Here is a 22800-nt window from a genome sequence, read left to right as displayed (position 1 = left end):
GCGTCAGGCCGCGGGCACGAACTGGCCGTGCCCCGCTTCCCGGAGGGCCTGCCGGATCTTCTCGGCCGCGGCGTCCATGACACCGGGGTCGGGGTTCTGCTGCGCCTTCTGGAAATTGAACTCAGACTCGGAGCTGGCGGGCCACACGTGCACGTGAAGGTGATGAACCTCGAATCCGGCGATGATGACGCCGGCCCGCTCCACGTCGAAAGCCTCGACCTGCGCCCGCCCAACGGTCTGAGCGACGTTCATGACCTTCGCGAGGAGCTCGGGCGAGGCGTCCGTCCAGCGGTCGACTTCCTCTCGCGGCACGACGAGCACATGCCCGTCGGCGAGCGGGGCGATCGTCAGGAACGCGACGACGTCCTGGTCCTTCCAGACGAACCGGCCCGGAATCTCCCCGTCGATGATCTTGCTGAAAATCGTGGTCATGCCTTTCCCTCCCCGGCCTGAGCCGAACCCGCTCCCGCGCCTTCCAGGGTGGAGGCGTCGAGGACGAACCTGTATCTGACGTCACCGGCGACCATCCGGTCGAAGGCCCCGTTGAGCTCGCCCGCGCTGACGAGCTCGATGTCCGCCGCGACCCCATGCTCGGCGCAGAAGTCCAACATCTCCTGGGTCTCGGCGATCCCCCCGATGAGGGAGCCGGCGTAGGAGAGCCGCCTCCGGATGAGCAGGCCGGGGTCTACGGGCGCCATCGTCCCCGACGGGAGGCTCAGCTGGAACAGTGCTCCGTCGAGGCGGAGCGTGCGGAGGTAGACGTTGACGTCGTGCGCCGCGGCGACGGTGTCGATGACCACGTCGAGCGAACGCTCTGCAGCGCGCAGCTGGTCGGGGTCGGTCGTGACGACTACGCGATCCGCACCGAGCGAGCGGGCGGCGTCGCCCTTCTCCAATGACCGCGTGAATACCGTGACTTCCGCGCCCATCGCCTTCGCGAGCTTGACTGCGAGATGCCCGAGGCCTCCGAGTCCTGCCACGCCCACGTGTTCGCCGGGCTCGACGCCGAAGTAATGCAGCGGCGAGTAGGTGGTGATGCCGGCGCACAGTAGCGGGGCTGCAGCCGCCGGATCCATGCCGTCAGGGATGCGCAGCACGAAGTGCTCGTTCACCACGATCCGCTGCGAGTACCCGCCCTGGGTGACGGCTCCGCCGTTGCGCGGGTCCACGGATCCGTACGTCAGGACGCTTCCGTTCTCGCAGAACTGCTCGACGCCGTCGAGGCAGTTCTCGCATTCCCGGCACGAGTCGACCAGGCAGCCGACGCCGACCCTGTCGCCGACCGCAAAGCCTCGCACCTCGTGCCCCACGCGGCGCACCCGGCCCACGATCTCGTGTCCCGGCACGAGCGGCCATGGCCGCTTTCCCCACTCGCCACGCGTGGCGTGGACGTCGGAATGGCACAGACCGCAGAAGTCGATCTCGATCTCCACGTCGTCGGGCTTGGGCTCGCGGCGCTGGACGGTGAGCGGCCCCAGTCCGCTGGTGGGCGAAGTGGCTCCGAAGGCGGCGGTGCCGCCGGGAGCGGACGACGACGGAGGCGCACCTCCCGCGGACAGGTCGCGGCGCACTTTGTCCGCGCCGGGCATGACGGGGCGTCCAGGTGTCATGAATCCGACGCTATCCCATCGGCCGCCGCGGCCCCAGACCGTGCCTCGTCACCCGTTGCCACGGGACGGGAGGGGTCGCGGGACCACTGCGAGAACGATCCCGGGTAGAGCGCAGCGTCGATCCCTGCGATGGCGAGCGCGGCGACGTCGTGCGCCGCCGTGACGCCGGAGCCGCAGTAGACCGCGACCCTGCGCCCGGGCTCGGCTCCCAGGGCGGCGAACCGTCGGCGCAGCTCATCCCGACCGAGGAAGGTTCCGTCGGCGGCAAGATTGCCCGAGGTCGGGGCGCTGATGGCTCCCGGGATGTGCCCGGCACGGGGATCCACTGGTTCGACCTCCCCGCGGTAGCGTTCCGCTGCGCGCGCGTCCAGGAGGACTCCCGGGAAGGCGGCTGCGTCGTCGGCATCGATCGTGGCGAGCGACCCGGGCCGGAGCTGGACGTTTCCAGGCTTGGGCTCGACCTCCCCGCGGTCGAGCGGACCCCCGGCGTGCCGCCAGGCCGCGAGTCCGCCGTCGAGCAGCCGGACGTCATTCAGACCGGCATCTCGAAGCATCCACCAGACGCGAGCCGCGGACTGACCGAAGGAGTCGTCGTACGCGACGATCGCGTCGCCGTCGTCGATCCCCCAGCGGCGGGCGGATTCCTGAAACTCCTCGGCGGGAGGCAGCGGATGCCGTCCGCCGCGCGCTTCCTCGGCGCTGCCGGGCGCCACGGGCACGGCAAGCTCCGTTTCGAGGTCCACGAAGACGGCACCCGGAAGGTGCGCCTCGAGGTAGGCCTCGTGGCCGGGCGGGCCTCCCAGGGACCATCGGACGTCGAGCAGCACGATCCGTCGTCCCTCGTCGAGCTGCCTTCGGAGTTCGTCCGCAGAAATGAGAACCTGCGCGCTATTCATCCTCGCCACTCTAGAGCTCGATCGACTCCCCCGGTTCGAGATGCTGATACGCCGTGCCGTAGATGGCGCCGATCCGCTGCGCGTGGCCCTCCACAATGCCCGTCCCGCGCTCGTTGATCAGGGCATTGTGGATCGGGAAGGCACGCCGCGCGCCGACGGCGATGATGAAGTCGATGACCTCGCTGACCTTGTTCCACGGCGCGTGGATCGGCACAAGGAGCGACTCGACCTGCACTCCGTGCGGCACGGTGAAGGAGTCACCGGGGTGGAACACCGTCTCGTCGACGAGGTAGCCGATGTTCGCGACCACGGGAACGAGCGGGTGGATGAGCGCGTGCTGGCTGCCGAAGGCCCGCACCCGGAAGCCTCCTGCCTCGAACTCGGTGTCCGGCTCGGCCACGTTCACCCGGCTCGCCGCTCCGGGTTCGGCCTCTCGCAGCTGCCCTGCGACCTTTTCCGGGGCCCAGACCCGGAGAGACCCGTTTTCCCGGAGCGCAGCGCCCGCTCGCTTGACGTCGAGGTGATCCGGGTGCTCGTGGGTCACGAGGAACGCGTTGGCGCCCTCGAGCGCGTCCTCAACTTCGGAGAAGGTGCCCGGGTCGATGACGAGGACGCTGCCGGGCTTCTCCAGCCGAACGCACGCGTGGGTGTACTTGGTGAGCCTCATGCGGCCCAGTCTAGGCAGGCTTGCTAGGCTGGAATACCTGCGAGCGCGGCACTGTTCGCACCCCTAGATTTCACAGCTTGGAGGATCGAGTGGTCGGGACCACGGCGTCGGGTGAGGCCCGCGCAGCCGGAGGACGCGAGCAGCGCGTGACCAAGCAGAAGGTCGCCGTCGCCACGGCGCTCGACGAGCTCGACGACTTCGTTTCCACGCAGGAGCTGCACCGCATCCTCCAGGATCGCGGTGCGTCCGTCTCGCTCGCCACCACCTACCGCATCGTGCAGTCCATGGCAGAGGACGGCCTCCTCGACGTCCTCCGGACGGACGACGGCGAGGCACGGTACCGGCGCTGCGACGCGCACGGGCACCACCACCACCTCGTGTGCCGCCGCTGCGGCAAGGCGATCGAGATCGAGGCGCCGGCCGTGGAGGCGTGGGCGAGCCGCATCGCGGCGCAGCATGGCTACACCTCGGTTGAGCACACGGTCGAGATCTTCGGCCTCTGCCCTGACTGCTCGGCCGCCGTCGCAGCCGAGGCAGCCGACGGCGGTCGCTAGACCCCGGACTCCACCCGCACCGGCGGCGTGAGCGCCTCGGGCGAACTGCGCGCTCCCCCGCGCCGTTTCCTGACGGCCGCAGCCCCCGCGCACACGACGTAGATCAGGAACGAGAGCGTGGTGACGTAGGGGCTGATGGGAATGCGGCCGCCAATCGAGACCAGGATCCCGCCCACGGTGGCGATCTCGGCGAAGACGACGCTGAGGACGACCGCGAGCACCGGCGATGACGTGACCTTCTGCGCGGCCGCGGCCGGGGTGATCAGCAGGGCCAGCACGAGCAGCGCGCCGACAATCTGGATGGACAGCGCAACGCTCACGCCGAGCAGGAACATGAAGAGGATGGCGAGGAACCGGACGGGCACCCCGCGGGCCTGGGCCATCTCCGGATCCACGCTCGCGAAGCCCAGCGGACGCCACACGATCACGAGTGCGGCGATGACGGCGAGCGCGGCGATGGCGAGGACCTGCAGCTCCACGGTGTCGACCGCGACGATCTGTCCGGTGAGCAGGCCGAACTTGTTCGCGGAGCGCCCTTGGTACAGCGAGAGGAACAGGATCCCAAGGCCGAGGCCGAACGGCATGAGGACCCCGATGATCGAATTCTTGCTCCGCGCGCGGCCGCCCATGAGCCCGATCGTCAGAGCCGCGGCGACCGATCCGACGAGGGAGCCGGTGACGACGTCGGCCCCGATCAGGAGCGCGAACGCCGCTCCGGCGAACGACAGCTCCGAGATCCCGTGGACCGCAAATGCCAGGTCACGGCGCACCACGAAGGTCCCCACGAGACCGCCCAGGAGCCCCAGGACGGCCCCCGCCCAGACGGAATTCTGCACGAGGGCGAGGATCTCCCCGTAGTTGTCGAACGCGAAGATCGAGTTCCAGATATCGCCCAGGTTCACGAACCGTCCTCTTCCGAATGCTGGTCCAGAGCGAGCGCCGGCTGGTCGTGGACATGGTGGAGATGGGTCGTCGCGTCAGGGAGGCCGAGCACCACGATCCGGCCGTTCACGCGGCTCACCTCGACACGACTGCCGTAGAGCTCCGAGAGCACCTCCGTCGTCATCACTTCTTCGGGAGAGCCCACGCGGAACTCGCCTTGGGCGAGGTACAGGACGCGGTCCACGTAGTCGAGGATGGGATTGATCTCATGGGTCACGAAGACGACGGCGGCCCCGGTCTCCGATCGCTGCTGATCGATGAGCGCGCTGACGGCCTGCTGGTGGTTGAGGTCGAGGGCGAGGAGCGGCTCGTCGCACAGCAGGACGGCTGGGTCGCCGGCAACCGCCTGGGCGACGCGGAGGCGCTGCAGTTCCCCTCCGGACAGCTGGCCGACCGGGACGTTCGCGTACCCGCCAGCGCCCACTCGCTCCAAGAGCCTGCGAATCTCCGTATCGGTCTCACGGCGACGCACCCGGACCCCCCACCGGTGGCCATCGATCCCGAGACCCACGAGATCGCGCGCCCGCAGCGGCACGTCCGGGCCGAAGCCTTTCTGCTGAGGGATATATCCCACCTCGCCGCCGGCGCCTCCGGGTGGCCGCCCGGCGACCCAGGCTGAGCCGGACGTGAGGGGAAGCAGCCCCAGCAGCACCTTGAGGAAACTCGTCTTGCCGCTGCCGTTGGGCCCCAGGACGGCGAAGAACTCGCCGGGCCGGATGTCGAGGTCAAGCCCCTGCCAGAGAGTGCGGGGCCCGAAGGACAGAGAGGCAGAGCGAAGGGCGACGGCGGATGCCTCGCCCGAGCGCGATTCCCCCACCCCGAGGCCCTTGGGCCCACCGTCCTCCGTCACGGTTGACAAGTCTATGCCCGGGGCGGTCACGAGGAGGCGGAGTCCAGGGCCGAAGCGACGGCATCCACGTTGGCCGTCATCCACGCGACGTAGTCCGAGCCCTCCGGCATCGTCTCGGTGAAGTCCACCACCGGCACCTTCGCCTCCGTGGCGAAGGTCTTGAGCGCTTCGGTCTGGGGACTCTCGGTCTGGGGGTTGAACGCGAGGAGCTTCACGCCGTGGGATGAGATCAGGTCTTGCATGTCCTTGAGGGCCGCAGGCGGAACGTCATGCCCTGACTCCACGGCGGCGCTGAACGCTTCCGGAGTCTTGTTGACGAGGCCGGCTTCTTCGAGCAGGTACAGGGGCACCGGCTCGGTCGCGGCGACGCCCTGGCCCGCGTGCGCCGCCTTGACGGCCGTGAGTTTGGATGCGATGCCCCCGAGCCTGCCGATCCACTGCCCGGCGCGGTCCTTGAAGCCCTGTGCATCGGCGGGATCGAGGCCCGCGAGCTTCTCGGACACGGCCTCCGCAAGCTTCTTCATAGCGTCCTGGCTGTACCAGACGTGCTCATTGAACTCCCCGTGGCCAGAGGGCTCGAGCCCCGACACGTCCGACGCGTTCACCACCGAACTCGCAGGAATCTTGGCTTCATCGGAGAGCTTGCCCATGAAGTCGTCGTACCCGCCGCCGTTGACCACGACGAGCTTCGCCTTCGACACGGCGACCCGATCCTGCGCCGTCGCCTCGTACGAGTGCGGGTCCTGGCTCGGCTTCGAGATGATCGACGTCACGGTGACTTTGTCGCCTCCCACCGCCTTGACGATGTCCGCATACACGTTGGTGGAGGCGACGACCGGGATCGTTGTCGTCCCTCCCGAACTCGTGCTGGTGGACCCACAGGCGGTGACGGCTACCGGCATCAGGGTAGCGGCGAGGCCGCCGACGAGGAGGCGGCGCGACAGAGAGCGAGGGGAGGAGAGGCGCATGCGACCACTGTAGCGCTTCTTGCAAACAATTCCCATTAGCGATGCGGCCGGACTCGCAGCGCTCAGACCCGCCCTAAGATTCCCCCTCGAATCTCCGCACCAGGCCCGCTTGGGTGGCATCCCGGATCTCGCCGACAAGCTGCTCGATCACGTCCTCGAGAAACAGCACACCCCGCGTGCCGCGTTCGGGTCCCATGACGCGCGCCACGTGGAGCCCGCTCTTCTGCATGGCCGTCAGGGCGTCTTCGACGGTGGCCCCGACCGCGATATTCGCGAGCGAACGGACGCGCGCCTCTCCGATGGGCCGGTCGCGCGCAGCGTCGGGGATGGCCAGGACGTCCTTCACGTGGAGGTATCCGGCGAGCTCGCCGTCGTCGTCCACCATGGGGAACCGGGAAAAGCCGGTCTTCGCGACGGCTTTCTCGAAGCCGGCAGGCGTCACCGAGGTCGGCAGCGTCACGATCTGCTCGAGCGGGACCATGATCGACTCCACCGTCTGATCCGAGAACTCGAGGGCGCCCGAGAGCAGGCCCGACTCGTCGTCGACGAGGCCCGACTTCGTGGACAGCTCGACGATCGACTGGACCTCTTCGAGGGTGAAGGAGGACGAGACTTCGTCCTTCGGCTGCACCCGCATGAGCCGGAGAACACCGTTCGCCGACCAGTTCAAGGCCGCGATGACCGGCCGGACAAAGCGCGCGATCGTCACGAGGATCGGTGCGAGGACGAGCGCCGCCCGGTCGGCCATGGACACTGAGATGTTCTTTGGGACCATCTCTCCGAAGGTGACGTGCAGGATCGTCACGAGCGCCAGGGCGACGACGAACGCGGCCGTCTCCGCCATCTCGACGGGAATGTTCAGCGCCGCGAGCGGGACGCCCACCAGGTCGTGGATGGCCGGCTCGGCCACTTGGAGCAGCAGCAGCGAGCACACGGTGATGCCCAGCTGGGCGCAGGCGAGCATGAGCGAGACGTGCTCCATCGCCTTCAGCGTGGTGACGGCGCGCGCCGAGCCCGATTCCGCCAGCGGCTCGATCTGGCTGCGCCGGGCGGACATGATCGCAAACTCCGCCGCGACGAAGAACGCGTTCCCCAGCAGCAGGACAACGAGCCAGACAATTCCTCCCCAGTCGCCCATCACGCACCCTGCCTTTCGGGGGTCCCGACAGTGGCCTTCGCCGGGGCGAAGCGCAGCCTGTCGACGCGGCGCCCGTCCATGCGGGTCACCTCGAGCGTTCCGCCGTCGACCTCGACCTGATCCCCTTGGACGGGGACGCGTCCGAGGGCGCGCATCACGAAGCCACCCACCGTCTCGTAGGCGGGATCATCCGCGACCACGATTCCGGGCACCTGCTCCGAGACCTCGTCCGGGCGCATGAGCCCCGGGAAGAACCAGTCGCCGGAGGCGCTCTGGAGGACGCCCGGGGCGAGCCGGTCGTGCTCGTCGGACACTTCGCCGACGATCTCCTCGACGAGATCCTCGAGCGTGACCACTCCCGCCGTCCCGCCGTACTCGTCGAGCACGACGGCGAGCTGAAGGTTCCCATCCCGCAGCTGCGAGATGAGGGCATCCAAATGGATGGTCTCGGGTACCCGGAGGACTTCCGTCATGATGGCCCCCGCTTCGATGCCGGCCCGCTTCTCCGCAGGCACGGCCACGGCCTTCTTGATGTGCACGAGGCCGCGGATGTCGTCCGGGGAGTCGCCGATGACGGGGAATCGCGAGTGCCCGGTAGATCGGGCGGCCCTGATCACTTCATCAATGGGGTCGGTGGCCTCGACGGTGGTGACCCGCATGCGCGGCGTCATCACATCCGCCGCGGTACGCTCCGCGAAGCTCAGGGTCCGCGAGACGAACCGCGCAGTGCCTTCGTCGAGCGTTCCGAGCTCAGCGGAGCGGCGCACGAGCGACGCAAGCTCAGCAGGCGACCGCGCGCCGGAGATCTCCTCCTGCGCTTCGATGCCCATGGCGTGCAGAACCTTGTTCGCGAAGCCGTTGAGCAGGAGGATCGCCGGCTTGAACACGGCTGTGAAGATGAGCTGGGGGCGGGCGACGGCGCGGCCAACCGCCAGCGCGCGGGCGATGGCGAGGTTCTTGGGAACCAGCTCGCCGAGGAGCATCGAGCCGAGGGTCGCGATGATCATGGCGACGACGAGCGAGACGGCGTGCGCTCCCGCGAAGCCCAGCGCTGACAGCGGGGCCTCGAGCAGCTTCCCGATCGAGGGCTCGATCACGAAACCCGTGAGGAGCGTGGTGAGGGTGATCCCGAGCTGGCAGCTCGAGAGCTGGGTGGAGAGCGTGGTCACGCACTGCATGAGCGCCTGGGCGCCCTTTTCGCCGCGGTCGATGCTTCGCTGGACGGTCGCGTGGTCCAGGGCGACGAGGGAGAATTCGACGGAAACAAAGAACCCGGTCCCGAGGATCAGGAGGATCCCCACACCGAGGAAGAGCCATTCCATTCAGGCACCGACCGCCTGGTGCCGCAACAGCGCGTGCAGTCTAGGCGAACTCTGGGCTGAGATCTGGAGAGAGCTTCGGACAGAACTGCGTATTCGGACTGAACTTCGTGGAGGGTCGTCATCCATGGCCATTCCAGCTTATCAGCCGTGGTTTGAACGCAATCGGCCCTTGGAATGCCCAAGATTCTGTGACACTGCCCACGGATTGTCCGTTTATCGCGGGACGTTACTAGACTGGACCAGAGTGTGAGCCGGAGGTCTCCCGTAGGGGCCTCCTCCGACCCACGGTGGCAGGCGGCTCCTGTCCTGACGTCGAACCGCCTGCCGGGCCATGGTCCGGTGGCTGGCCTGTGTAGACCTGCTTCGGGCCAAACAGATCGATGGAAGAGGCGTATCTCCCGTGCCAGAACTGCCAACCCACCGCTTGCCCGAGGAATTCGGCGGCAATGAGTGGCTTGTCGACGAGCTCTACGAGCAGTATCAGCAGAACAAGAACTCGGTCGACTCCAAGTGGTGGCCCCTGTTCGAGTCCTTCGAGAACGACTCGAGCGACAACGGAAGCCCCACGGTCAACGGCGCCGTGAAGGCGCAGACTGCCGGCACCCTGCCGTCGCAGCCGACCGCGCCCGCGAAGCCTGCAGCGAGCCCGAGCGCCCCTGCCCAGTCCGCCGCGGCACCCGCGCAGCCGGCCCCTGCGCAGTCAGCCCCCGCCCAGCCCGCTCAGGCGAATGTGCCGGCCCAGTCGAATGTGAACGCCCCGAAGAAGGGCGCGGCCGCCGTCGTCCGCGACGGTGCCAAGCCCTCGTCCAGCGGACCGATCCCTGCGCAGCTGCCGAAGAAGGCGAAGGACGAGACCGTCGAGGAAGACGTCGTCACGACCCTGCGCGGCCCCGCGAAGGCGATCGCGTCGAACATGATCCAGAGCCTCGACGTTCCGACGGCCACCACGGTCCGGGCGGTTCCTGCGAAGCTCCTCATGGACAACCGCATCGTCATCAACAACCACCTGACGCGCGTCCGCGGCGGCAAGGTCTCCTTCACGCACCTGATCGGCTTTGCCGTGATCCGCGCGCTCAAGCTCATGCCCTCGATGAACGTGAGCTTCGACGAAGTCGACGGCAAGCCCGTGGCCATCCAGCACGCCCACGTCAACTTCGGCATCGCGATCGACCTTCCGAAGGACGACGGCACACGCCTCCTCGTCGTCCCGAACATCAAGAAGGCCGAGACGATGAACTTCTCGGAGTTCTGGCACACGTACGAGGACCTCATCAAGCGCGCCCGCGCCGGCAAGCTCACGGCTGATGATTACGCCGGCACCACGGTGTCCCTGACCAACCCTGGCGGCATCGGCACGGTGCACTCGGTTCCGCGTCTCTCCAAGGGCCAGGCCGCCATCGTGGGCGTCGGCGCGCTCGAATACCCGGCCGAATTCCAGGGCGCGTCGGAGAAGACGCTGGCGCTGCAGGCTGTCGGCAAGATCATCACGCTGACTTCGACCTATGACCACCGCGTCATCCAGGGCGCGGGCTCGGGCGAGTTCCTCCGCATCGTCCACCAGCTGCTCCTGGGCGAGCAGGGCTTCTACGACGAGATCTTCGAGGCGCTGCGCATTCCGTACGAGCCGGTGCGCTGGAGCCCCGACCTGCAGATCAACCCCGAGGACACCATCAACAAGGTGGCCCGGATCCAGCAGCTCATCCACGCCTTCCGCGTGCGCGGACACCTCATGGCGGACACGAATCCGCTCGAGTATGTCCAGCGCAAGCACCCCGACCTCGATGTCCTGACCTACGGGCTGACCCTGTGGGACCTCGACCGCGAGTGGCCCACGGGCGGCTTCGGCGGCAAGCCGAAGATGAAGTTCCGCGACATCCTCGGGGTGCTGCGCGACGCGTACTGCCGCACCACGGGCACGGAGTACATGCATCTCCAGGAGCCGGCCGAGCGCAAGTGGTTCCAGGACGAGATCGAGCACCCGTACAAGAAGCCGAGCCGCGAGGAGCAGCTGCGCATCGTCTCACGCCTCAACGCGGCCGAGGCGTTCGAGACGTTCCTGCAGACCAAGTTCGTGGGCCAGAAGCGCTTCTCCCTCGAAGGCGGCGAGTCGCTCATCCCGATGCTCGACGCGATCCTCTCCGGCGCGGCCGAGGACGGGCTGGACGAGGTGGGCATCGGCATGGCCCACCGCGGGCGCCTCAATGTCCTCACGAACATCGCGGGCAAGACCTACGCCCAGGTGTTCCGCGAGTTCGAGGGCACCCAGGACCCCCGGAGCGTCCAGGGCTCGGGCGACGTGAAGTACCACCTCGGCACAGAGGGCACGTTCACGGCGGAGAACGGCAAGACGACCAAGGTCTACCTTGCCGCGAACCCCTCGCACCTCGAGGCGGTCGACCCGGTCCTCGAGGGCATCGTCCGCGCCAAGCAGGACCAGCTCGACGCCGGCGAGGCCTTCCCGGTCCTGCCGATCCTCGTCCACGGAGACGCCGCGTTCGCCGGCCAGGGCGTGGTCGCGGAGACGCTCAACCTCTCCCAGCTGCGCGGCTACCGCACGGGCGGCACGATCCACATCATCGTGAACAACCAGGTCGGCTTCACCACGTCGCCGTCCGCGTCGCGCTCGTCCGTGTACTCCACCGACGTGGCGAAGATGGTCCAAGCCCCGGTCTTCCACGTGAATGGCGATGACCCCGAGGCAGTTGTGCGCGTCGCGCAGCTCGCCTACCGGTTCCGTCAGCGGTTCCACAAGGACGTCATCATCGACCTCGTCTGCTACCGCCGCCGCGGGCACAACGAGGGCGACGACCCGTCGATGACCCAGCCGCTCATGTACAACCTCATCGAGGCGAAGCGCTCTGTCCGCAAGCTCTACACCGAGAGCCTGATCGGACGCGGCGACATCACGCAGGACGAGGCTGAGCAGCTGCTCCGCGACTACCAGGAGCGCCTCGAGCGCGTCTTCGCCGAAACCCATGCTGCGCAGACCTCTCCGATCCCGATCGTGACGAGCGACCTGAAGGCCGTCTCGGACCTCGAGCGCCCGATCTCGCAGCAGCAGGAGGACTCCTCCGGCGAGCGCCACCCCGAGTCCACGGCGATCAGCCGCGAGACACTCGCCCGCCTCGGCCAGGTGCACCTCGAGATCCCGGAGCCCTTCACGGTTCACCCCAAGCTCAAGCAGCTCCTCGAGCGCCGCGAGCAGATGTCCCGCGAAGGCGGAATCGACTGGGGCTTCGGCGAGCTTGCCGCGTTCGGCTCGCTCGTGATGGAGGGCGTTCCGGTCCGGCTCGCGGGCCAGGATTCGCGGCGCGGCACGTTCGTGCAGCGCCATGCGGTGTTCCACGACCGCGTCACGGGCGCCGAGTGGACTCCGCTGGCGAACCTGACGGACGGTCAGGCCAAGCTCTCGATCTACGACTCGTCGCTTTCGGAGTACGCTGCCCTCGGCTTCGAGTACGGCTACTCGGTCGAGCGCCCCGAGGCGCTCGTCCTGTGGGAGGCCCAGTTCGGCGACTTCGTCAACGGAGCCCAGACCGTCATCGACGAGTTCATCTCCTCGGCGGAACAGAAGTGGGGGCAGCGCTCCTCCGTCGTGATGCTCCTCCCGCACGGCTACGAAGGCCAGGGTCCGGATCACTCCTCGGCCCGTATCGAGCGCTTCCTCCAGCTCTGCGCGGAGGACAACATGATCGTCGCGCACCCGAGCACGCCGGCCTCGCACTTCCACCTCCTGCGCCGCCAGGCCTACAGCCGGCCGCGGAAGCCGCTCATCGTCTTCACGCCGAAGCAGCTCCTGCGCCTCAAGGCCGCCTCGTCCCAGGTCGAGGACTTCACGACGGGCAGCTTCCGACCGGTGATCGGCGAGCACGAGAACCTGGACCCGAACGGCGTGCAGCGTGTTCTGCTCGTGTCCGGCCGCCTGTACTACGACTTGCTCGCGGCGCGCACGAAGTCCAAGGACACCACGACCGCCATCGTGCGCATCGAGCAGCTCTACCCGCTCCCCCAGGCGGAGATCGCGGCCGAGCTCGCGAAGTACCCGAACGCCGAGGTCGTGTGGACCCAGGACGAGCCGAACAACCAGGGCGCGTGGACCTATCTCGCGCTCAACCTGGCACCGACGCTCGACCGCCCGCTCAATGTGGTCTCCCGCCCGGCCTCCGCGGCCACATCGGCTGGCTCCATGAAGCGGCACGCTGCCGAGGAGTCCACCCTCATCGAGGAGGCCTTCCGCTCGGGCGTCCCGGCTCACGCCTGATCCGGGGGACCCGGCTCCGGGACCACGGATTCGAAGTACGACGGCGGCCCCGCACCTTCCGCTGGGAGGTGCGGGGCCGCCGTCGTCGTCCTCCCGCACGCCTCCCCGGCGGGCCCCCGCCCGTTCGCTAGACTCGGGAGCCGAAGGAGTCGTGCGCGCACGGCGGAGGCGGCAGTTGGAGGAGCGCATGGTGCAGGAGAGGAAGATTCGCCTCGCGGCGATCGGGGACGAGCTGCTCGCGGGGAACGGGGACCCCCGCGCCCTGGGCTGGCTGGGACGGGTCCTCGCTCGCACGCCCCGCGAGGAGGTCACCCTCGAAAGCTATGTGCTGGCTGCTCCCCAGGAGGGCACCGAAACCCTCTCCGTCCGGTGGCTCGACGAGGCGCAGCGGCGCTTCGGGGATGGCTACGAGAATCGCCTCGTCATCGGGCTCTCCGGCCGGGACATCGAATTTGGCATCTCGCCTGCCAGGAGCCGGCTGAACGTTGCCAACATCCTCGACAGCGCGGCACAGAACAGCGCCGAAGTCTTCGTCGTCGGGCCCCCTCCGACCCTTGACCCGGTCCAGAACCGCCGGCTCGCCGAGCTGAACACCGCCTTCGCGGACGTCACCACGAGGCGCAAGCACTACTATGTGGACACCTTCTCCCCGCTCCTCAACCACGAGCAGTGGAGGGGCGATCTCGCGGCGAATGCCGGAGCTCCCGGACAGGCTGGGTACGGACTCATCGCCTGGCTCGTGCTGCACAGGGGCTGGTTCCCCTGGCTGCGCCTCCCCCAGCCCCAGCAGTAAGCACCCTCGGGCTCACGCCCGCCCCTTGCCACACCTGCCTTCGCGATATATCGTGTTCATCACATACGCGATATATCGCGATTGCCCCTCTTGGGGGGCAGAGCCCATCAGGAGGGGACATGGATACCGAAAGCTGGAGCATCACCGAACCGGGAACCATCACCGTGGAGGGGGTCACCTCGCTCCGCGCCGGAATCGTGGGAGGTCGCCTCGACGTGCTCGTCCACGAGGGGGACCAGGCGGTGATCGAGGTCAGCGAGGTGCGAGGCGACCCCTTGGCCGTGAGCCTCGAGAACGGCCGCCTCGAGGTACGCCACCAGCTTCAGGGGCTCGAGGGGTGGTTCAAGAACCTCATGGGGACGGTGTCCGGGACGAGCGACAACTACGCCGTCGTGTCGATTGCCATCCCCCACGGCATTCCCGTCGAGATCGGCACAGTGAGCGCCGATGGCCTCGCCTCAGGCACTTCCCCCCTCACCAAGCTCAACACTGTGTCGGGCTCGGTGCTCGGCGACGGCACGGAAGGCGAGCTCCACCTGAACACGGTGAGCGGCGACGTGATTGCGCGCGGCCACGAGGGGATCCTGACCGCCAAGACGGTCTCGGGAGAGGTCACCGCCTCGGGTCGGCTGAAGGACATCAGGGCCAAGTCTGTCTCCGGGGACCTCGTCTTCGACACTGAGGGGTACTGCGAGTCGCTCGGCGCGAGCACCGTGAGCGGCGATGTCACCATCCGGCTGCCGCGCGACATCGGAGTGGACCTTGCGGCGACCACCGTCTCCGGACGCGTGGCGGTGGACGAGACGCGTTTCTCGTCCGTCAAGGGACGCCTCGAGACGATCCTGGGACCCGACCTCAAGCTCATGCTGCTCCGCACCAACACGGTCTCGGGCAACGTCTCGGTGCTGCACGCGGGGGGCGAGCCGGCGACGGACACGAACGACGACGGAGAGCGGGCGGCCGAGTGACGCCCCCGGTCTTCCAGCACGGAGCACTCAGGCTGTACCTTCTGGCCCTCCTCGAGGACGGGCCGCGGCACGGCTACGAGCTCATCAAGTCGCTCAGCGACCGCTTCGGCGGGACCTACGCGCCGAGCCCCGGAACCATCTACCCCCGTCTGGCGAAGCTTCTCGAGGAAGGGCTCATCGCCGCGGAGTCAACTGGCCGCCGGAGCGTCTACAGGATCACCGAAGCCGGCCGGCGCGAACTCGACGCCAGGCGCGACGAACTGGCCGGCGTCGAGCGGGATATCTCAGCCTCGGTCAGGCGGCTCGCCGACTCGCTGCGCGAGGATCTCCGCACGAGCATGCGCGGTCTCCGCGCCGACCTCGCCGCGACTGCCGAGACCGCCCGACAGGCCGCGAGGACCGCCAGGCGAGAGGCGCCGAAGGCGGGCGCTCCGCGCATCCCCGCCTCGGAGCGCTTCAGCACCGAGAGCCAGGGGCGGCTCAAGGAGGCCGAAATGCTGGTGCAGGCGTTCCGCGACGACGTCCGGGTGGAACTGAGGACGCACTCTGCGAGGGAGCCGATCAGTGAGGTGACGCTCGAGACGCTCAGAACGGTCCTCGACCAGGCGCGCATTGCCGTCCGGAATTCGCTCGGCAGAAGCTAGCGATTTCGGTCCTCGGCCGATCCTGTGGGAAGATATGAGGCGGCCTTCTGGGCCATCGCCATGTCACTGAGTCGAAGGAGGCCACTATGAGCAAGCGTGCACGCAAGCGCCGTGACCGCAAGAAGGGCGGCGCCAACCACGGTCGGCGCCCGAACAGCTGAGTCGACTCCCGCGTCGCCTCGGCGCCACGCGCCCTCGCGGCGCCCACGGTGCAGGAAGGGCCCGGAGCAAAAATGCTCCGGGCCCTTCTGTCGTCCGACATCGGCGAAACGGGGGAATCCCCGACTCAGACCTCTGCAGCCTCTGCCGTCGATCGGAACGAGTGGATCTTTTCGAGGATGCTCGCCTTGAGGGCAGCGGGAGCCTGCTCCGCGCAGCTGCGCTTCATCGCGCTGCGGATCATGCACTCGAGGTTGTGCTCCTCCCGGCACTCGGTGCAGCCCTCGAGGTGCTCGCGGATCTCGGCGACATCCGCCGCCGGGAGCGCTCCGTCAAGATATTCGTAGAGTCGCTCGAGCCGCGATTCGTCGCAGTCCCCGAGTCCTTGGCAGTTGCTCATTGCTCCTTCTCCTGCTTGCTCGAATCCTGGCCAGATCCCGCGGCCGCGGCCACCCGTGCGCCGCCGAAGCCGCGTTCCGCCGCATAGTCCGCGAGGCGGTCGCGAAGCAGCTTCCGTCCGCGGTGCAGTCGGGACATCACGGTTCCGATCGGCGTGCCCATGATGTCCGAGATTTCCTTGTAGGCGAAGCCCTCGACGTCCGCGAAGTAGACCGCGAGACGGAATTCCTCGGGGATCGACTGCAGGGCTTCCTTCACGTCCGAGTCGGGCAGGTGGTCCAGCGCCTCGGCCTCAGCCGAACGGAGGCCCGTCGACGTGTGGGACTCTGCCCGCGCCAACTGCCAGTCCTCGACGCTGTCGGTCTGGGCCTGCTGGGGTTCGCGCTGGCGCTTCCGGTACAGGTTGATGTACGTGTTGGTGAGGATCCGATAGAGCCAGGCCTTGAGATTGGTCCCCGGCTTGTACTGGTGGAAGGCCGCGAAGGCCTTCGCGTACGCTTCCTGGACCAGGTCCTCCGCGTCCGCCGGGTTGCGCGCCATCCTCATGGCCGCCGAATACAGCTGGTCGACGTACTGCATCGCGTCGCGCTCAAAGCGCTCGCGCCGCTGCTCAGGGCTCTCCTCAGCCGGCGCAGAGGCTGCAGCAACTCCTGCCGCAGGCTCGTCGGGCTCGATAGAATCGACGGTGCTCATTGCGGACCAGTCTACTGGCGGGGCGGGACGCGGACTGTCAAGGACCAGCACGTACTCTCCTTCTCCAGTGGGGGCTCAACGACTGGGTGAACCGTCCGCGAAGGGAAAATATTCCCCGAAAGTGCAAGACTGGACCCGCTGGAACCCACCCAGGAGGCCTCGCGTCGGAGGCCGTGACGAACAAGAGCGCCAGATGGAACAGAAGAGCGCCACGTGGAACAGGAGCGTCATATGTCCGTAGTCCGATTCCTTGCTCGACCCCTGCTCGCTTCCTCGTTCATCATCGCCGGAGCGGACAAGCTGAAGAATGCCGATGAGACGGCCGAGCAGCTCTCACCGGTTCTGCGACGCGCCGCCGATGCGCTGCCCGTCCGGGTCGAAGAGAAGACCCTCGCCCGGGCGATCGGGGCCACGCAGTTGAGCGCGGGCGTCCTCTTCGCGTTCGGCAAGGCCCCTCGGCTCTCCGCCTCCGTCCTTGCCCTCACCAGCGCGCTCAACACTTTTGTCGAATGGCGCACCGCCGATATCGGCACCCCCGAGCTGCGCAGCGCTCGCCGCGCCGCTCTCCTGAAGAACGCCTCGCTCGCCGGGGGTGTCCTCCTTGCGTCCGTGGATACCGCGGGCCGCCCGAGCATGGCGTGGCGAGCACAGCATTTTGCCGCGGATGCGGCCAAGGCCACCCGCGGAGCCCGCGTGGATGCGGCGAAGGCCGCACAGTCAGTGCGCGCGGACGCTGCCCGGAGCGCCCAGACCGTCCGCACAGACGCAGCGAAGGCCGCCAGGCAGGCCGCCAAGAAGGCGCGCCGAGTCCGCGCCGACGCACTGAAGGCGGCGAGGGCTGCGAAGGTTGACGCGGTCAAGGCCGCGAGGAACGCCAAGGCCGAGGCCCTCAAGGCAGCCCATTCCGCGACGCACCAGCTCTCGGCGGGCGGGTTCGCGTGACGCCTTCGGAACCGTGGCCGGCACCCTTCGCCGCGGGACCGGTCGATGCAACGGTGACGGTCCCCGGGTCCAAGTCGCTCACGAATCGCTATCTCGTCCTCGCTGCCCTCGCCGAGGGCCCCAGCGTGCTGCGGGCGCCGCTCCACTCGCGGGACTCAGCGCTCATGGTGGCGGCGCTGCGCTCCCTCGGCGCCTCGGTCGATGAGGTTCCCGGCGACGGCGACTTCGGCCCCGACCTCCACGTCACGCCGATTCCCAGTATCGACAGCCCTGATTTGGGCGCGGTCACCGTCGACTGCGGGCTCGCCGGTACGGTCATGCGCTTCGTCCCGACCCTCGCTGCGCTCTGCCGGGGCGAGATCACGTTCGACGGCGACCCCCACGCGCGTCTGCGCCCCATGGGTCCCGTGATCGACGCTCTCGAGTCGCTCGGCGTCGCCCTCAGCGCGCCCGACGGCGGCACACCGGCCTCGCTTCCCTTCACCCTGCACGCGAGTGGCTCGGTCCGCGGCGGCCACGTCGTGGTTGACGCGAGCGGCTCCAGCCAATTCGTCTCGGCGCTCCTCCTGGCTGGCGCGCGCTTCGACGAGGGCCTCCATCTCGAGCACGTCGGCAAGCCGGTGCCGAGCTTGGACCACATCGCCATGACTGTGGCCGTCCTCCGCGACCTCGGCGTCGACGTGGACGACTCGGTGCCGAACCACTGGATCGTCAAACCGGGTCCCATCCGCGCCTTCGACGTGCGCATCGAACAAGATCTTTCCAACGCCGGACCGTTCCTGGCAGCGGCACTCGCCACCCGCGGGACCGTGCGGGTGCCGAACTGGCCGGAGCACACGACTCAGGTGGGCGACTCCTGGCGCCAGATCCTTCCGCGGCTCGGGGCGCACGTGACGCTCGACGGCGGCACCCTCACCGTCCGGGGCGGCGAGCGCATCACGGGCGCGGACCTTGCCGACACGAGCGAGCTGGCCCCCACCGTCGCGGCGCTGTGCGCCCTCGCCGACTCCCCGTCCCGCCTCACGGGCATCGCCCACCTCCGAGGCCACGAGACGGACCGGCTCGCTGCCCTGGTCGCGGAGATCACCCGGCTGGGCGGAGAGGCGGAGGAGACCGAGGACGGCCTGATCATCCGCCCGGCCCGCCTCCATGGAGGCGTGGTGCGCAGCTATGCGGACCACCGGATGGCCACCGCCGGTGCCATCTGGGGTCTCGCGGTCGAAGGCGTCGCGGTGGACGACATCGGGACGACGTCGAAGACCATGCCCGAATTCCCCCAGATGTGGGCTCGGATGCTCGCGCAGGGATCTGACGGGCGCCGTGCATCCCAGGTTGCGGCGGGCGGGGCACAGTAGCTCCATGACCCCTCGGGAATGGGACGAAAGCGACGTCCGCATCCGGCCCAACAAGCGGGGGAGCCGTCCCCGGACGAAGGACCGCCCCAAGCACGACGACGCCGTCGAGGGACGGATCGTCACGGTCGACCGGGGCAGGTACACGGCGGTGGTCGCGGAGGACACCCCGCGCGAGCGGATCGTGATCGCTGCCCGAGCGCGCGAGCTGCGCCGGACCGCCGTCGTCCCCGGTGACTTCGTAGGGCTCGTGGGCGACGTGAGCGGCCGACCGGACACCCTCGCCAGGCTCGTCCGGATCAACGAGCGTCGCACCGTGCTGCGACGCAGCGCGGACGACGACGATCCGGTGGAGCGCGTCGTCGTCGCCAACGCTGACCAGCTCGTGATCGTCGTCGCCGCAGCAAACCCCGAGCCGCGGACCGGCTTCATCGACCGTGCGCTCGTCGCCGCATACGACGCGGGCATCGAGCCGCTCCTCCTGGTGACCAAGGCAGACCTGCGCGATCCCGCCGCCCTCTTGGCGACGTACGAGCTGCTGCCGCTCACCGTCGTCGTGAGCCGTTCTGCCGAGGTGCAGGCCGACGCAACCGAGGACCGTGACAGCGTTCGCCTCGACGATGAGGCGGTCGCGCAGCTGAGGGAAGAGCTCGACGGGAAGGTGACCGTGCTCCTTGGCCACTCCGGCGTCGGCAAGTCGACCATGGTCAACGCGCTCACGGGGGCGGACCGTGCGACCGGCGGCGTCAACGCGGTCACCGGCCGCGGACGCCACACCTCGTCGTCGGCTCTCGCGCTGCGACTCGAGGGCGCGCCGCCGGGCAGCTGGATCATCGACACCCCGGGAATCCGCTCCTTCGGTCTTGCGCACGTCGACCCCGACCGGATCCTCCATGCCTTCCCCGACCTCGAGCCCGGGACCGAGGATTGCCCCCGCGGCTGCCGGCATGACGCCGTGGCGGTGGACTGCGGTCTCGACACGTGGGTCGCGAACGGAGAAGCCGGACCGCACGGCCCCGCGCGCCTCACATCGCTGCGCCGTCTGCTCGGGGCAAGTCCGCGCGAGGACGTCGCGGACGCCAAGGAGCTCGGCACGCTCTGACCCCAGTTCACGCCCCGTGCTTCCGCGAAGCGATAGCGTGGACTCCATGACCCTCGCCGCCGAGAGCTACACCGACGACCTCCGCTTGGCCCACGTCCTCGCGGACTCCGTCGACGCTCTGACCATGGACCGGTTCAAGGCCCTCGATCTGCGCGTCGAGACCAAGCCCGATCTCACCCCCGTGACCGACGCAGACCGCGCTGCCGAGGAAGCGATCCGCGCCCAGCTCTCGCGCTCGCGCGCCCGGGATGCCGTGATCGGGGAAGAGTTCGGGACCACCGGCCACGGATCGCGGCGGTGGATCATCGATCCCATCGACGGCACGAAGAACTTCGTGCGCGGTGTGCCGGTGTGGGCCACCCTCATCGCCTTGGCCGACGGCGACGACATCGTGGTCGGGGTGGTGAGCGCACCCGCCCTCGGGCGCCGCTGGTGGGCGGCGAAAGGTGCGGGCGCCTACACGGGGCGCTCGCTGGCCGCCGCGACGCGCCTGAAGGTGTCGAACGTCTCGCGCATCGAAGACGCCTCCCTCTCCTACTCGAGCCTCTCGGGGTGGCGGGAACGCGGGAGCCTCGGCGACTTCCTGAGCCTGACCGAAGACGTCTGGCGGACTCGCGCGTACGGCGACTTCTGGTCGTACTGCCTCGTTGCGGAAGGAGCGGTGGACATCGCCACGGAGCCCGAGCTCGCGCTGTACGACATGGCGGCGCTCGTGCCGATTGTGACCGAGGCGGGCGGCAGATTCACCTCGCTCGACGGCGCAGACGGCCCCTGGGGCGGGAACGCGCTCGCCACGAACGGCATCCTGCATTCAGACGCCCTCAAGCGGCTCAACCCGGAGCACGACGACCTGCTCACCTCGTGAGGTGGAACTCGTGCCGCCTTAATTGACTCGTGCCGTCTTAATGGGCGGTAACACGAGTTGTCGGGCTGGAGAGTCTCGGCCCCCTCGCCTAATCTCTTCCTCAGGTCACGAGTGCCAGCGCGAAGCCCCGGCTTGCTGGCCGGCAACCCTCCTCACGCGGCGGGGTGCCCCGGGTGACGACCAGGCCGGTCCGGAGCGGATTCGGCAAGCGCGGCCCCCGCGAGGCGGGGCCCCGACCCCGAGGTGCACTGTGAGCACACCCGTCGTCGTTTCCCCATCCCCTGCACAGACCACCGAGGCTCTCGGCGTGACTCCGCCCGAGCTCGGCCGTCCCCTCGCCGACGTCGTCGGCGGGGAGCTGATCACCCCGCTGGCCACCGGCGGCGAAACGCGGTACGTCAACCTCGACTATGCGGCGTCCGCGCCGGCCCTTGCCGAGGTGGCTGCGTACCTCAACGAGGTCCTCCCCTATTACGCGAGCGTCCATCGCGGCGCGGGCTACGCCTCGCAGGTCAGCACGTCCCTGTACGAGAACGCCCGGGGCATCGTGCGCGATTTCGTCGGGGCGCGGGCCGATGACGAGGTCATCTTCACGCGCAACACCACCGATTCGCTGAATCTCCTCGCGGGCTGCCTTCCGGCCTCCGGCGACGTGCTGTATCTGGACATCGAGCACCACGCCAACCTGCTCCCCTGGCAGTCGCGGCCACACCGCAGCGTCGTTGCGGCGCGGACCCTCTCCGAAACGCTCGAGCGCGTGCGGGCGTGGCTCAAGGCCGGGGAGATCAGCCTGCTGGCGGTTACGGGGGCGTCGAACATCACCGGCGAGATCCTTCCCCTCGCCGAGCTTTCGAGCCTCGCCCATGAGCACGGGGCCCGCATCGCGGTCGACGCCGCCCAGCTCGCGCCGCATCGGCGCATCGACGTGGCCGGCACGGGGATCGATTATCTGGCGTTCTCGGGGCACAAGCTCTACGCGCCGTTCGGCGCTGGGGTGCTGGTGGGCCGGCGGGATTGGCTCGACGAGGGCCGGCCGTACCTCGCGGGCGGAGGCGCTGTACGCGAAGTACGCCTCGATTCTGTGGCCTGGGCCGACGGACCCGCCCGACACGAGGCCGGATCGCCCAACGTCCTGGGCGCGGCAACGATTGCGAAGGCCGCAGAGGTGCTCGGCGGGATCGACGAATCCACATGGCACGCGCACGAGCAGGGGCTCCGCGCCGCCCTCGTGAGCGGGCTGTCGGAGATCGAGGGCGTCACCGTGCACCGGCTCTTCGAGGATTCGGACCCTGGGACGAGCAGGGCTTCGCGAGGTGCGGTGGGTATCGTCAACTTCTCGGTCCCCGGGCACGACGCGGGCCTGGCCGCCGCCTACCTTTCCGCCGAGCACGGCATCGGCCTCCGTGATGGCCGCTTCTGCGCCCACCCGGCGCTTCGACGACTCGGGCTGCCGTCAGGCTCCCTGCGCGCCAGCTTCGGGCTCGGTTCCCGGCTCGAGGACATCGAGCGGCTCGTGCATGCCGTGCGGGAGCTTGTCGAGCGCGGGCTGCGCCTCGATTACGCGGTCGACACCGGCCGATGGGTTCCGTCGCACGACAGCCGGCCCTTCCCCGCCTGGGCGCCGAACACTCCGGGCACTGCAGGGGCGGCTCCCTGCAGCGTCGACGAGTAAGGC

The 22800-nt window shown here is 68.7% G+C and carries 21 protein-coding genes, 1 pseudogene and 1 riboswitch; of the genes and pseudogenes, 11 read left to right on the top strand and 11 right to left on the bottom strand.

Translation table 11 applies throughout. The features are described from left to right. Window positions 1–3: 3 nt before the first annotated feature. The 4 genes from E5679_RS00330 to E5679_RS00315 are packed head-to-tail and all read right to left on the bottom strand — an operon-like array spanning window position 4 to window position 3173. A complete protein-coding gene (locus tag E5679_RS00330; RefSeq protein ID WP_138413119.1) occupies window positions 4–432 on the bottom strand; it encodes an HIT family protein in 429 nt (142 codons plus the stop codon). Then, a complete protein-coding gene (locus E5679_RS00325; RefSeq protein WP_138413118.1) occupies window positions 429–1610 on the bottom strand; it encodes an NAD(P)-dependent alcohol dehydrogenase in 1182 nt (393 codons plus the stop codon). Before E5679_RS00325 ends, E5679_RS00330 begins: the two co-directional genes overlap by 4 nt. Continuing rightward, window positions 1607–2506 (bottom strand): sulfurtransferase, encoded by a 900-nt coding sequence (locus tag E5679_RS00320; RefSeq protein ID WP_138413117.1) that lies wholly within the window; start codon window positions 2504–2506, stop codon window positions 1607–1609. The genes E5679_RS00325 and E5679_RS00320 overlap by 4 nt, the downstream gene beginning before the upstream one ends. 10 nt (window positions 2507–2516) lie before the next feature. After that, entirely contained in the window at window positions 2517–3173 is a 657-nt protein-coding gene (locus tag E5679_RS00315) for an MBL fold metallo-hydrolase (protein ID WP_138413116.1), read from the bottom strand. A gap of 89 nt (window positions 3174–3262) precedes the next feature. Here E5679_RS00315 and E5679_RS00310 point away from each other — a divergent pair, with 89 nt between their 5' ends. Beyond that, window positions 3263–3727, top strand: coding sequence for a Fur family transcriptional regulator (locus E5679_RS00310; RefSeq protein WP_171042189.1), 465 nt, complete (start codon window positions 3263–3265; stop codon window positions 3725–3727). Here E5679_RS00310 and E5679_RS00305 read toward each other — a convergent pair. The 5 genes from E5679_RS00305 to E5679_RS00285 all read right to left on the bottom strand — a co-directional run bounded on the left by E5679_RS00305 (window position 3724) and on the right by E5679_RS00285 (window position 8947). After that, a complete protein-coding gene (locus E5679_RS00305; RefSeq protein ID WP_138413114.1) occupies window positions 3724–4629 on the bottom strand; it encodes a metal ABC transporter permease in 906 nt (301 codons plus the stop codon). The two genes, E5679_RS00310 and E5679_RS00305, sit on opposite strands and share 4 nt — an antisense overlap. Beyond that, a complete protein-coding gene (locus tag E5679_RS00300; protein ID WP_138413486.1) occupies window positions 4626–5486 on the bottom strand; it encodes a metal ABC transporter ATP-binding protein in 861 nt (286 codons plus the stop codon). The genes E5679_RS00305 and E5679_RS00300 overlap by 4 nt, the downstream gene beginning before the upstream one ends. Before the next feature lie 59 nt (window positions 5487–5545). Then, window positions 5546–6487, bottom strand: coding sequence for a metal ABC transporter solute-binding protein, Zn/Mn family (locus E5679_RS00295; RefSeq protein WP_138413113.1), 942 nt, complete (start codon window positions 6485–6487; stop codon window positions 5546–5548). A gap of 73 nt (window positions 6488–6560) precedes the next feature. Further along, window positions 6561–7625 (bottom strand): hemolysin family protein, encoded by a 1065-nt coding sequence (locus tag E5679_RS00290; RefSeq protein ID WP_138413112.1) that lies wholly within the window; start codon window positions 7623–7625, stop codon window positions 6561–6563. Continuing rightward, window positions 7625–8947: a hemolysin family protein gene (locus tag E5679_RS00285; protein WP_138413111.1), complete on the bottom strand. Its 1323-nt coding sequence runs from the start codon at window positions 8945–8947 to the stop codon at window positions 7625–7627. The genes E5679_RS00290 and E5679_RS00285 overlap by 1 nt, the downstream gene beginning before the upstream one ends. A gap of 400 nt (window positions 8948–9347) precedes the next feature. Between E5679_RS00285 and E5679_RS00280 the strand changes: the two genes are divergently transcribed. From E5679_RS00280 to E5679_RS21525, 5 genes are all read left to right on the top strand, one after another. Next, the gene (locus tag E5679_RS00280) at window positions 9348–13208 is read left to right on the top strand and encodes a multifunctional oxoglutarate decarboxylase/oxoglutarate dehydrogenase thiamine pyrophosphate-binding subunit/dihydrolipoyllysine-residue succinyltransferase subunit (protein WP_138413110.1); all 3861 of its coding nucleotides are present in this window, start codon (window positions 9348–9350) and stop codon (window positions 13206–13208) included. 190 nt (window positions 13209–13398) lie between these two features. Beyond that, a complete protein-coding gene (locus tag E5679_RS00275) occupies window positions 13399–14001 on the top strand; it encodes a GDSL-type esterase/lipase family protein (protein WP_171042216.1) in 603 nt (200 codons plus the stop codon). A 119-nt stretch (window positions 14002–14120) separates the two neighbouring features. Further along, complete coding sequence (locus E5679_RS00270) at window positions 14121–14969, top strand: DUF4097 family beta strand repeat-containing protein (RefSeq protein WP_138413108.1); 849 nt, start codon at window positions 14121–14123, stop codon at window positions 14967–14969. Beyond that, window positions 14966–15613, top strand: a complete 648-nt coding sequence (locus tag E5679_RS00265; protein ID WP_138413107.1) for a PadR family transcriptional regulator — start codon at window positions 14966–14968, stop codon at window positions 15611–15613. Before E5679_RS00270 ends, E5679_RS00265 begins: the two co-directional genes overlap by 4 nt. Before the next feature lie 86 nt (window positions 15614–15699). Further along, window positions 15700–15774: a 50S ribosomal protein bL37 gene (locus tag E5679_RS21525; protein ID WP_420821030.1), complete on the top strand. Its 75-nt coding sequence runs from the start codon at window positions 15700–15702 to the stop codon at window positions 15772–15774. A 125-nt stretch (window positions 15775–15899) separates the two neighbouring features. On the opposite strand, the gene rsrA is transcribed toward E5679_RS21525, so the two are convergent. Then, a complete protein-coding gene (rsrA, locus tag E5679_RS00260; RefSeq protein WP_138413106.1) occupies window positions 15900–16172 on the bottom strand; it encodes a mycothiol system anti-sigma-R factor in 273 nt (90 codons plus the stop codon). Next, window positions 16169–16864, bottom strand: a complete 696-nt coding sequence (locus tag E5679_RS00255; RefSeq protein ID WP_249335861.1) for a sigma-70 family RNA polymerase sigma factor — start codon at window positions 16862–16864, stop codon at window positions 16169–16171. The genes rsrA and E5679_RS00255 overlap by 4 nt, the downstream gene beginning before the upstream one ends. A gap of 231 nt (window positions 16865–17095) precedes the next feature. Between E5679_RS00255 and E5679_RS21120 the strand changes: the two are divergent. The 5 genes and pseudogenes from E5679_RS21120 to E5679_RS00230 form a co-directional block, all read left to right on the top strand. Next, window positions 17096–17665, top strand: a pseudogene (locus tag E5679_RS21120) (DoxX family protein); the annotation flags it as partial. 137 nt (window positions 17666–17802) lie between these two features. Further along, window positions 17803–19161 carry a 3-phosphoshikimate 1-carboxyvinyltransferase gene (gene aroA / locus E5679_RS00245; protein ID WP_138413103.1) on the top strand — a complete coding sequence of 453 codons (1359 nt, stop codon included), beginning with the start codon at window positions 17803–17805 and terminating at the stop codon, window positions 19159–19161. Between the two features lie 4 nt (window positions 19162–19165). Then, complete coding sequence (rsgA, locus tag E5679_RS00240) at window positions 19166–20260, top strand: ribosome small subunit-dependent GTPase A (protein ID WP_138413102.1); 1095 nt, start codon at window positions 19166–19168, stop codon at window positions 20258–20260. A 46-nt stretch (window positions 20261–20306) separates the two neighbouring features. Beyond that, entirely contained in the window at window positions 20307–21125 is an 819-nt protein-coding gene (gene hisN, locus E5679_RS00235) for a histidinol-phosphatase (protein ID WP_138413101.1), read from the top strand. Window positions 21126–21228: 103 nt separating this feature from the next. Then, window positions 21229–21342, top strand: a riboswitch (SAM riboswitch). Window positions 21343–21432: 90 nt separating this feature from the next. Then, window positions 21433–22797 (top strand): aminotransferase class V-fold PLP-dependent enzyme, encoded by a 1365-nt coding sequence (locus tag E5679_RS00230; RefSeq protein ID WP_249335860.1) that lies wholly within the window; start codon window positions 21433–21435, stop codon window positions 22795–22797. The last annotated feature ends 3 nt before the right edge of the window (window positions 22798–22800 follow it).

Origin of the sequence: Sinomonas gamaensis (genome assembly GCF_005876955.1) — a bacterium.
Lineage (GTDB): Bacteria > Actinomycetota > Actinomycetes > Actinomycetales > Micrococcaceae > Sinomonas > Sinomonas gamaensis.
Note: the sequence above shows the minus strand (reverse complement) of the source record. Positions and strands in the feature narration are given on the sequence as shown.